The following is an 8,921-nucleotide window of genomic DNA, read 5'->3' on the forward strand; positions in this document are numbered from 1 at the left end:
CGGCCTGCGGGCCATCGACTGTCCGGTGCCGAGAGAGGCGCTGGTGGGCGGGCTCGGTGGCGGCTACGAGCTGTCCCTGCGCTCCTCGCTGCTCATCCGGGGTCTGATCCCGTCCATCGTGCTGGGCCCGGCCCTCTGCGATATGCCGATCCGGTTCACCCGCCGCCCAGAGCGGCTGCGTCAGTTGTCATCCTCGTCGATGAGGAAACCGCGCATCGGCGAGGGTGCCTGCTGCATCGGCTGCGGGCCCTGCGGCCGCACGGGGGCCATTGGCTGGGTCATGGCCGGGGACATCTGCTGCTGCCCGCCGTAGGTCTGACCACCGCCCTGGTTGTGACCGCCGTGCCCGCTGCCCGGGCCGCCCATCGACTGGCCGCCGCCCATCGACTGGTGACCGCCCATGCCGCCACCCGGTGCGCCCGCCGATGCCATCGAGGGAGACGGCGGCAGTGAGGCCGCGGCCGGGGTACGCGGCGGGGCCAGGGAGTCGTCGGCCTGGTTCTCCAGCTGGCGGAGCTGGCTCTCCAGATACGACTTCAGCCGGGTGCGGTACTCGCGCTCGAAGCCGCGCAGGTCCTCGACCTTGCGCTCCAGCGTGGCGCGGGCGGACTCCAACGAGCCCATCGCGACGCGGTGCTTCTCCTGCGCGTCCCGCTCCAGCGCGTCCGCCTTGGCGCGGGCGTCCCGCTCCAGGCCCTCGGCCCGGCTGCGCGCCTCACCGACGATCTTGTTGGCCTCCGAACGGGCCTCCGCGATCGCCTGGTCCGCGGTCTGCTGCGCCAGCGACAGCACACGGGCCGCGCTGTCGCCGCCCGGACCCTGCCCCTGCTGGTGCATGCCCGGGCCGCCGTGACCGCCCATCGGACCGGGGCCGCCCGGACCACCGGGACCGCCCGGACCACCGGGACCGCCCGGACCACCGGGACCGCCGTGACCACCCGGACCCATCGGACCGGGACCCATCGGGCCCCCCTGCGGACCGTGCCCGCCGGGGCCTGCCGGCAGCTGCGGCGCACCGCCGGGCAGCTGGGGCGGACCGCCCATCTGCCCAGGCGGGACCGGCTGCGGTCCTGATATGGCGGCGGGAACGGGACCCTGCCGTTCCTGCTGCTGTTGGGGCTCGGGTTTGCGCATGCCCTGCTGCTGGTTCTGCGCGGCGGCCCGCGTCGCGGCGGCCAGCTTGGCGCGCAGGTCCTCGTTCTCCCGGAGCAGGCGCGTCAGTTCGGCCTCGACCTCGTCGAGGAAGGCATCGACCTCGTCCTCGTCGTAGCCCTCTCGCAGGCGGACGGTTGTGAACTGCTTGTTCCGCACGTCCTCGGGGGTCAGCGGCATCTCTTCACCTCAACGTAAGTCATCGGCATATCGGCAAGACCGTATCGCTCACAGCCTGGCCACAACACTGATCAGGATGTAGACGATGATCATCAGTACGAAGAAGGACAGGTCGAGCGCCACGCCTCCGAAGCGCAGCGGCGGTATGAACCTCCGCAGCAGCTTGAGTGGCGGATCAGTGACAGTGTAGGTGGCCTCCAGGACGACCACCATCGCCTTGCCGGGCTGCCAAGAGCGGGCGAACATGAAGACGTAGTCCATCACCAGGCGGAAGATCAGTACGGCAAGGAAGACCTGCAGCACAATGAGGACCACCTGCTGTACGACGCCCATCGTGCGCTTCCCTCTCCCCTTTGGTCGCGTCCGGGCCGCCGTCCGGCCCGTCCGATTGCACTGACTCTCAGCTCTGGTTGAAGAACCCGCCCTCTGCGATGCGGGCCTTGTCCTCCGCCGTGACATCGACGTTAGCAGGAGACAGGAGAAAGACCTTCTGTGTCACCCTCTCGATACTCCCATGGAGACCGAACACCAGACCCGCCGCGAAGTCGACCAGACGCTTCGCGTCCGTGTCGTCCATCTCGGTCAGATTCATGATCACCGGAGTGCCCTCTCGGAAGTGTTCCCCGATGGTACGGGCTTCGTTGTACGTCCGGGGGTGCAGCGTGGTGATCCGGTAGGGCTCCCTCTCGGACACGACCTTGGGCATGATCACCGGTGCGTTCTTCTCCAGGTTCTGGCGTTCGGGTGTGATGGATGACACGGGGGCAATCCTCCCGTGCCGTCCGTTTTCAGCAGCGGTCGCCGGAGCCTGCTCCCGCTCCCGGCGGGCAGGGGGGTGGACGACGCGCACCGGCTCCTCGGACTCCTGCTCCCCTTCGGACTTCACCGCGGGAGCTCCCAGAGGCTGGTGCGCCTGGTGCCGCCGGTCCCTGTCGGGGGCCGGCTCGGGCTCGAACTCGTCGTCGGGGTCGAACCCCGGGCCGTCGTACCCATCGTCCTCCACGAGGCCGAGGTAGACCGCCATCTTGCGCATCGCGCCGGCCATTCTCTGCGTCCTCCGCTCTGTGGTGGTCCCCGGCCTTCGGGAAGGCCCAGTCCCCTGCCTGCGGCGGGGAGACCCCATGCTGCCTCCGGATGCCTCCGGTGGGGAGGCTCCCGTGACCCAAGACTCCGTCACCGGTGCCCGTGAGCCCATGCGGTCATCCACACCGGGCGGGAATGACCATATTTTCTGCTGTGGTCCGACCTGCTTGGCGACGTTACCGGAGCCCGGGTCGTACTCCGAGTACCGCACTGCCGATACGCACATGTGTCGCTCCGGCCGCCACCGCCTCCTCGAGGTCCCCGCTCATCCCCGCCGAGACCATGTCCGCGGCAGGGTGGTCCACCCGCAGGGCCGACGAGATCTCCGCCAGCCGCTCGAAAGCGGCTCCCGGCCTCCCGGCGTACGGTCCGGACAGGGGCGCGACCGTCATCACACCCGCGAGCCGGAGAGCGGGGGCGGCGGCCACCGCGTCGGCCAACTCCCCCACCTCCCGCGGTGCCACGCCACCGCGTCCCCCGGCCTCGCCCGCCTCCCGGTCGAGCGCGACCTGCAGCAGGCAGCCGATCCGCCGGCCCTCGCGCTCGGCCGCCGAGGAGAGCGCGCCGACCAGCCGGGTCCGGTCGACCGAGTGCACGAAGTCCGCGTAACGGGCCACGGAGCGGACCTTGTTGGTCTGCAGTTGCCCCACGAAGTGCCAGATGAGGGGGAGATCCGCGCAGGCCTCGGCCTTGGGCGCCGCCTCCTGGTCCCGGTTCTCCGCCACGTGCCGCGCCCCGAGTCCGGCCAGCAGCCGCACATCGCCGACGGGGCGGGTCTTGGTGACGACGACCAGGGTCACGTCCTCGCGCGCGCGCCCCGCGGTGACACAAGCGCGGGTGATGCGCTCATCCACCCGGGCGAGGTTCGCGGCCAGTCCGGCTCTGCGGTCGGCGCTGTGGCCGGTCATGCGGCGGCCCCCCCGTCGCTCTTCTCCGCGCCCCCGGCGGGAGTCTCCAGCCACACGTAGCCGGCCAGCCGCCCGGTGGTCCTCTCCCTGCGGTAGGAGTAGTGGTCCGGGGACTCCATCGTGCAGACCTGCTGCGCCGGCGGCCCCGGCACCCCGAGCCGCGCCAGTTGGGCGCGCACGCCGGCCGCGACATCGACCGCCGCGGTGCCCCGCCGCGTGGTGGCATATGCCTCGGGCACCGCGGCCGCCACCTCCTCGCGCATCCGTTCCGGCACCTCGTAGCAGCCCCCGCACACCGAGGGGCCGATACGGACGGCCGTGCGGGCCGGGTCCGCGCCGAGGGACCTCATCGCCTCGATCACCGCCGGGACGACCCCGGCGACCAGCCCGGGCCGCCCGGCGTGTGCGGCTCCCACCACCCCCGCGGCGGGGTCGGCTAGGAGGACGGGCACGCAGTCGGCGGTCAGCACGGCGAGCGCGAGGCCACGACGGGCGGTCACGACCGCGTCCGCGCACGGCGCGTCACCGCGCCACGGCCCGGTGACGACGGCGGCCTCGCGCCCGTGCACCTGGTTCATCCAGACCACCGCGGCCGGATCGAGGCCGAGCGCTCCCGCCGTCAGCTCCCGGTTGGCCCTCACGGCCCCGGGATCGTCCCCGACCGCGCCGCCGAGGTTGAGTTCGTCATACGGAGCGGCGCTCACCCCGCCCCACCTGTCGGTGGTGGCGAAGTGCGCGCCGCTCACGGTCTCGTGCTGTCCTATCACGCTCGTGGTGCCTACTTGAGGAAGTCGGGCACGTCGAGCTCCTCGGCCGAGCCGTCCTGGTAGGGGCGGGCCGGGGGGACCTGCGGGGCCGGGGACGGGCCGGTCTCGCCGGACAGCGGCGAGGAGGAACCCGAACCGTAGGCGGAGGGGGAGTCCGTCAGCGGGACGGCCGGGGACGGCTCCTCCTCTCGCGGGGTGACCGAGCCGAGTCCGCCGAAGGACGGGCGCTCGGGCTCGGCGGGCGCCGGACGCGGCGCGGCCGGCGCTTCCTCCTTGCCCCCGGCGTACGAACCGAGCACCTTGTCGCGGTTCCTGGCCGGAGGCTGGCCGCCGTCGAAGCCCGCCGCGATGACGGTGACCCGGACCTCGTCGCCGAGGGCGTCGTCGATGACCGCGCCGAAGATGATGTTCGCCTCGGGGTGCGCGGCCTCGCTCACCAGCTGGGCGGCCTCGTTGATCTCGAACAGGCCGAGGTCGGAGCCGCCGGAGATGGAGAGCAGCACACCGCGTGCGCCGTCGATGGAGGCCTCCAGCAGCGGCGAGGAGATCGCCATCTCCGCCGCGGCCACCGCACGGTCGTCGCCGCGAGCCGAGCCGATGCCCATGAGAGCCGAGCCGGCCTCGGACATCACGGACTTGACGTCCGCGAAGTCCAGGTTGATCAGCCCGGGGGTGGTGATGAGGTCGGTGATGCCCTGGACACCCGACAGCAGCACCTGGTCCGCCGACTTGAACGCGTCGAGCACGCTCACCTGGCGGTCCGAGATGGACAGCAGCCGGTCGTTGGGGATGACGATGAGGGTGTCGACCTCGTCCCGCAGGGCCGCGATGCCGTCCTCGGCCTGGTTGGCCCGGCGGCGGCCCTCGAAGGTGAACGGGCGGGTGACGACGCCGATGGTGAGGGCGCCGAGAGAACGCGCGATGTTCGCGACGACGGGCGCGCCGCCGGTGCCGGTGCCGCCGCCCTCGCCGGCGGTGACGAAGACCATGTCGGCCCCCTTGAGGACCTCCTCGATCTCCTCCCGGTGATCCTCGGCTGCCTTGCGGCCGACATCGGGGTTGGCGCCGGCGCCGAGGCCGCGGGTGAGCTCGCGGCCGACGTCGAGCTTGACATCGGCGTCGCTCATCAGCAGGGCCTGTGCGTCGGTGTTGATCGCGATGAACTCGACGCCCTTGAGACCGACCTCGATCATCCTGTTGATGGCGTTGACGCCACCGCCGCCGATACCGACGACCTTGATGACTGCGAGGTAGTTCTGCGGTGCTGCCACGTCGAAGGCCTCTCGCCTCGAGTTACGTGTCGCCGCTCCACGTTGGTTGCGGTGCGCCGACCTATGCCGAGTGGGACGATCCGGACGCCGACCCGAACCCCAACGTTCAAGTTCAGGGTTACCAATGTCCGTCGTTCCTCGGATTCTCTGGAACGGACACTAGGTCGACAAGTGGTTCGCGTTCAATGAACACGCCGGACCTCCCGTTTTTCTTCTCACCCTATGTGATCAGGCAACGCGGTAGCCAACCAGGGTGCTGGCCTGCACGTACGTACGTCAACTCCCTGACACCGCCGGTGCGCCGGGAACGCTCACGTCGAATCTCCGCGCGGCGTCGGCGGTTTTCATCAGCAGGGTGAGTGACCTGGCCTTCGCGTCGCTGTCCTCGCCGCTCCCCCACACCACCGTGCGCCCGCCGCTCATTTCCAGGGTGATGGAGTCGTAGGAGCGGACCCGGATCGTCCGGATGTCGCGGCGCACCCGCTCGGGGAGGGCCGCGGCGACCCCGACCGCCTCCTGCCGCATCCTCTCGGGTCCGAAACGGCGCCCGTCGGCGGATCCGGCGAGGTCCAGGGTGAGGAGGGGAACGCCCGCGGGCCGTTCGGCGAGCGTGCCGAACAACACCCCCTCGTCGTCCACCTCGGCATAGCGCCGCCCCCTCGTGCCGTCCTGGTCTCCCCCGCCTTCCCCGTTCCGGGCGTCCTGCACCATCACGACCACGGCTTTTCTCTCCGTGACCGTCAGCTCCATGCCATGAGGCCAGGAACGGGCCGCCTCCACGGAGTCGATCCGGGGCAGCGCCTCCAGCAGCCGCCGCTCCACCTCCCCGGGATCGACCGAGACGAGCGGTTCGCCGAGGGGGATGCCGGCGACCTCGAGGATCCGCCGTTCCGTCAGGACCCTCTCGCCGTCGACCGTGACCCTCTCCACCCGCAGCCACGCGGAGCCGTAGAGCAGCCACAGGGCGAGGCCACCGATCAGCAGCGCCGGGCCGAGGGCGAGGAGGAGCGGCAGCCGGCGGCGTCCGCGGCCCTCCGGGAGGCGGGGCGCGCGGAAAAGCCGGGCCCCCCGGCCCGCCGGCGGGGGCGGTCCCGAGCCTGCCCCCGGCCCGCGCCGGTCACGCTGGTCGCGACCGCCTCGCCCGGCGGCCGCCGTCCGTCCGGCCACGTTCCCCGCTCTCCCGCGTCCCGCTCGCGGCCTCAGCCCCGGCGGTGTGCCGCGATCGCCTCGTACACCATGCCGACCAGCAGTTCGTCGGCGTCCCGGCGTCCGAACTCGGCGGCGGCCCGCGACATGTCGTACAGCCGGTGCGGATCCGTGAGCACCGGCAGGACTTTGGACTGGATCCACTCCGGCGACAGCTCGGCGTCGTCGACGAGGAGTCCGCCGCCCGCCTTGACCACCGGCTGGGCGTTCAGCCGCTGCTCACCGTTGCCGATCGGCAGCGGGACGTAGGCGGCCGGCAGTCCGACGGCGGACAGTTCGGCGACCGTCATCGCGCCCGCGCGGCAGAGCATCATGTCGGCCGCGGCGTACGCCAGGTCCATCCGGTCCAGGTACGGCACCGGGATGTAGGGCGGCATCCCCGGCATGTTGTCCGCCTGCGGCAGCTCGTTCTTCGGGCCGACCGCGTGCAGGATCTGGACGCCGGAGCGCTGGAGGTTCGGCGCGGTGGCCTGGACGACCTCGTTGAGCCGCCGGGCGCCCTGGGAACCGCCGGTGACCAGCAGGGTGGGCAGACCGGGGTCGAGGCCGAAGGCGGCCCGCCCCTCGGCCCGCATCGCCGCCCGGTCGAGGGTGGCGATCGAGCGGCGCAGCGGGATGCCGACGTAGCGGGCGTTGCGCAGCTTGCTGTCCGGGGTGGAGACGGCGACGTGGCCGGTGTAGCGGGAGCCGATCTTGTTGGCCAGACCCGGCCGGGCGTTGGCCTCGTGGATGACGATCGGCACTCCGAGCCGCTTGGCCGCGAGGTAGCCGGGCAGCGCCACGTAGCCGCCGAAGCCGACCACGCAGTCGGCCTTGGTCCGTTCCAGGACCTGCTCGGCGGCCTTGATGGTGCCGCGCAGCCTCCCCGGCACGGTGATCAGCTCGGGAGTGGGTTTGCGCGGCAGGGGCACGGCCGGGATCAGCTCCAGCTCGTAGCCCCTCTCCGGGACGAGCCGGGTCTCGAGTCCGCGCTCCGTGCCGAGTGCCGTGATCCCCACGGTCGGGTCCTGCCTGCGCAGGGCGTCCGCGAGGGCGAGCGCGGGCTCGATGTGGCCGGCGGTCCCCCCACCGGCGAGTACGACATGCACCGAATTTCACCGCTCTCCGGACGAGCGCCGTACGGCGCTCCGTCCCGTCGTCTTCCGTCTCACCCCAGCCAGCTTCTTTCTCACAGCAGGCTGCCGCATGGCCAGTGCCGCCTTCGCGGCGGGTTCCGATCTCGCGGCGGAGATCAGCAGCCCGACGGCGAACATCGTCGGCAGCAGGGCGGAACCTCCGTAGGAGAACAGCGGGAGCGGAACACCGGCGATCGGCAACAGGCCGAGCACCGCACCGATGTTGACCACGGCCTGGGCCGTGATCCAGGTGGTCACACCTCCCGCGGCATACCTGACGAAGGGGTCCTCCGTGCGTCCGGCCACGCGGATACCCGCATAGCCTAGAGCGGCGAAGAGGGCGAGCACCGGCAGCGTCCCCGCCAGGCCGAGTTCCTCCCCCGTCACGGCAAAGATGAAGTCGGTGTGCGGTTCGGGCAGTTGTCCCCATTTCTCCATGCTGTCGCCCAGCCCCGAACCGAACCATCCGCCCGACGCCAGGGCGTAGATGCCGTGGACGGCCTGCCAGCACTGGTCGTTCGGGCCGGGGTCGGTGGCGCCCAGGCAGGCGAACCGGGCCATCCGGTTGCCGCTGGTCGTGATCAGCAGGGCCCCCAGTGCCCCGGCGACGGCGAGTACCCCGGCGAACAGCCGCAGTGGCGCACCGGCCAGCCAGAGCAGTCCGACGAGAATGGCGGCGAGGATGAGCGAGGTGCCCATGTCCCGGCCCAGCATGATCAGTCCGAGCAGCAGGAAGGCCACCGGGACGAGCGGGACCAGCATGTGCTTCCACTGGTTCAGCAGCCGTCTGTCCCCCTTGCGCGCCAACAGGTCCGCCCCCCACAGCACCAGGGCGAGTTTGGCGAACTCGCTGGGCTGGAACTGGAAGGGGCCGCCGAGCTGGATCCAGTTCTGGTTGCCCTTGACCTCCTGCCCGATCCCCGGCACCTGGACCAGGCAGAGCAGGAAGACGGAGACGGCCAGCAGCGGGTACGCCAGCCCGCGCTGGAGGGCCACCGGCATCCGGGCGGCCGCCAGCAGCAGAACACCGCCCAGGACGGCGGCCAGCAGCTGTTTGCGGAAGTAGTAGGTGGAGGGCAGCCCGGAGCCCAGTGCCTCGATCTGCGAGGCGGAGAAGACCATCACCAGACCGAGGCCGAGGATCATCAGGCTACCGCCGAGGATCACGTAGTAGGCGGTCAGTGGCCGGTCCCAGGCGTGCTTCGCCCGCAGGTAGAGCCCGCGGACCCCGTCCGCGGC

Annotated in this window: 9 protein-coding genes; all 9 read right to left on the reverse strand. The window is 71.5% G+C overall.

Annotation, left to right across the window (positions count from 1 at the left end):
* Positions 1–180: 180 nt before the first annotated feature.
* On the reverse strand, positions 181–1,332 hold the full coding sequence (locus LJ221_RS21625; protein WP_241718397.1) for a DivIVA domain-containing protein: 1,152 nt from the start codon (positions 1,330–1,332) through the stop codon (positions 181–183).
* A 48-nt stretch (positions 1,333–1,380) separates the two neighbouring features.
* Positions 1,381–1,665: a YggT family protein gene (locus LJ221_RS21630; protein WP_241718398.1), complete on the reverse strand. Its 285-nt coding sequence runs from the start codon at positions 1,663–1,665 to the stop codon at positions 1,381–1,383.
* Between the two features lie 67 nt (positions 1,666–1,732).
* The gene (locus tag LJ221_RS21635; RefSeq protein WP_241718399.1) at positions 1,733–2,377 is read right to left on the reverse strand and encodes a cell division protein SepF; all 645 of its coding nucleotides are present in this window, start codon (positions 2,375–2,377) and stop codon (positions 1,733–1,735) included.
* Between the two features lie 214 nt (positions 2,378–2,591).
* Positions 2,592–3,323, reverse strand: coding sequence for a YggS family pyridoxal phosphate-dependent enzyme (locus LJ221_RS21640; protein WP_241718400.1), 732 nt, complete (start codon positions 3,321–3,323; stop codon positions 2,592–2,594).
* A complete protein-coding gene (gene pgeF / locus LJ221_RS21645) occupies positions 3,320–4,069 on the reverse strand; it encodes a peptidoglycan editing factor PgeF (protein ID WP_241718401.1) in 750 nt (249 codons plus the stop codon). The genes LJ221_RS21640 and pgeF overlap by 4 nt, the downstream gene beginning before the upstream one ends.
* 32 nt (positions 4,070–4,101) lie before the next feature.
* Positions 4,102–5,361, reverse strand: coding sequence for a cell division protein FtsZ (gene ftsZ / locus LJ221_RS21650; RefSeq protein ID WP_241718402.1), 1,260 nt, complete (start codon positions 5,359–5,361; stop codon positions 4,102–4,104).
* A 276-nt stretch (positions 5,362–5,637) separates the two neighbouring features.
* Complete coding sequence (locus LJ221_RS21655; protein WP_241718403.1) at positions 5,638–6,528, reverse strand: FtsQ-type POTRA domain-containing protein; 891 nt, start codon at positions 6,526–6,528, stop codon at positions 5,638–5,640.
* Between the two features lie 32 nt (positions 6,529–6,560).
* Positions 6,561–7,655 carry an undecaprenyldiphospho-muramoylpentapeptide beta-N-acetylglucosaminyltransferase gene (murG, locus tag LJ221_RS21660; protein ID WP_241718404.1) on the reverse strand — a complete coding sequence of 365 codons (1,095 nt, stop codon included), beginning with the start codon at positions 7,653–7,655 and terminating at the stop codon, positions 6,561–6,563.
* A 6-nt stretch (positions 7,656–7,661) separates the two neighbouring features.
* Positions 7,662–8,921, reverse strand: a 1,260-nt coding sequence (ftsW, locus tag LJ221_RS21665; protein ID WP_241718405.1) for a putative lipid II flippase FtsW, incomplete at its 5' end; no start/stop codon positions are given.

Source organism: Streptomyces sp. CNQ085 (assembly GCF_022614595.1).
Lineage (GTDB): Bacteria > Actinomycetota > Actinomycetes > Streptomycetales > Streptomycetaceae > Streptomyces.

Bases quoted from the DNA above. Each gene is read 5' to 3' on its own strand.
- LJ221_RS21630 (WP_241718398.1), bottom strand. From the start codon at position 1,665: ATGGGCGTCGTACAGCAGGTGGTCCTCATTGTGCTGCAGGTCTTCCTT.
- LJ221_RS21625 (WP_241718397.1), bottom strand. From the start codon at position 1,332: ATGCCGCTGACCCCCGAGGACGTGCGGAACAAGCAGTTCACAACCGTC.
- LJ221_RS21635 (WP_241718399.1), bottom strand. From the start codon at position 2,377: ATGGCCGGCGCGATGCGCAAGATGGCGGTCTACCTCGGCCTCGTGGAG.
- LJ221_RS21640 (WP_241718400.1), bottom strand. From the start codon at position 3,323: ATGACCGGCCACAGCGCCGACCGCAGAGCCGGACTGGCCGCGAACCTC.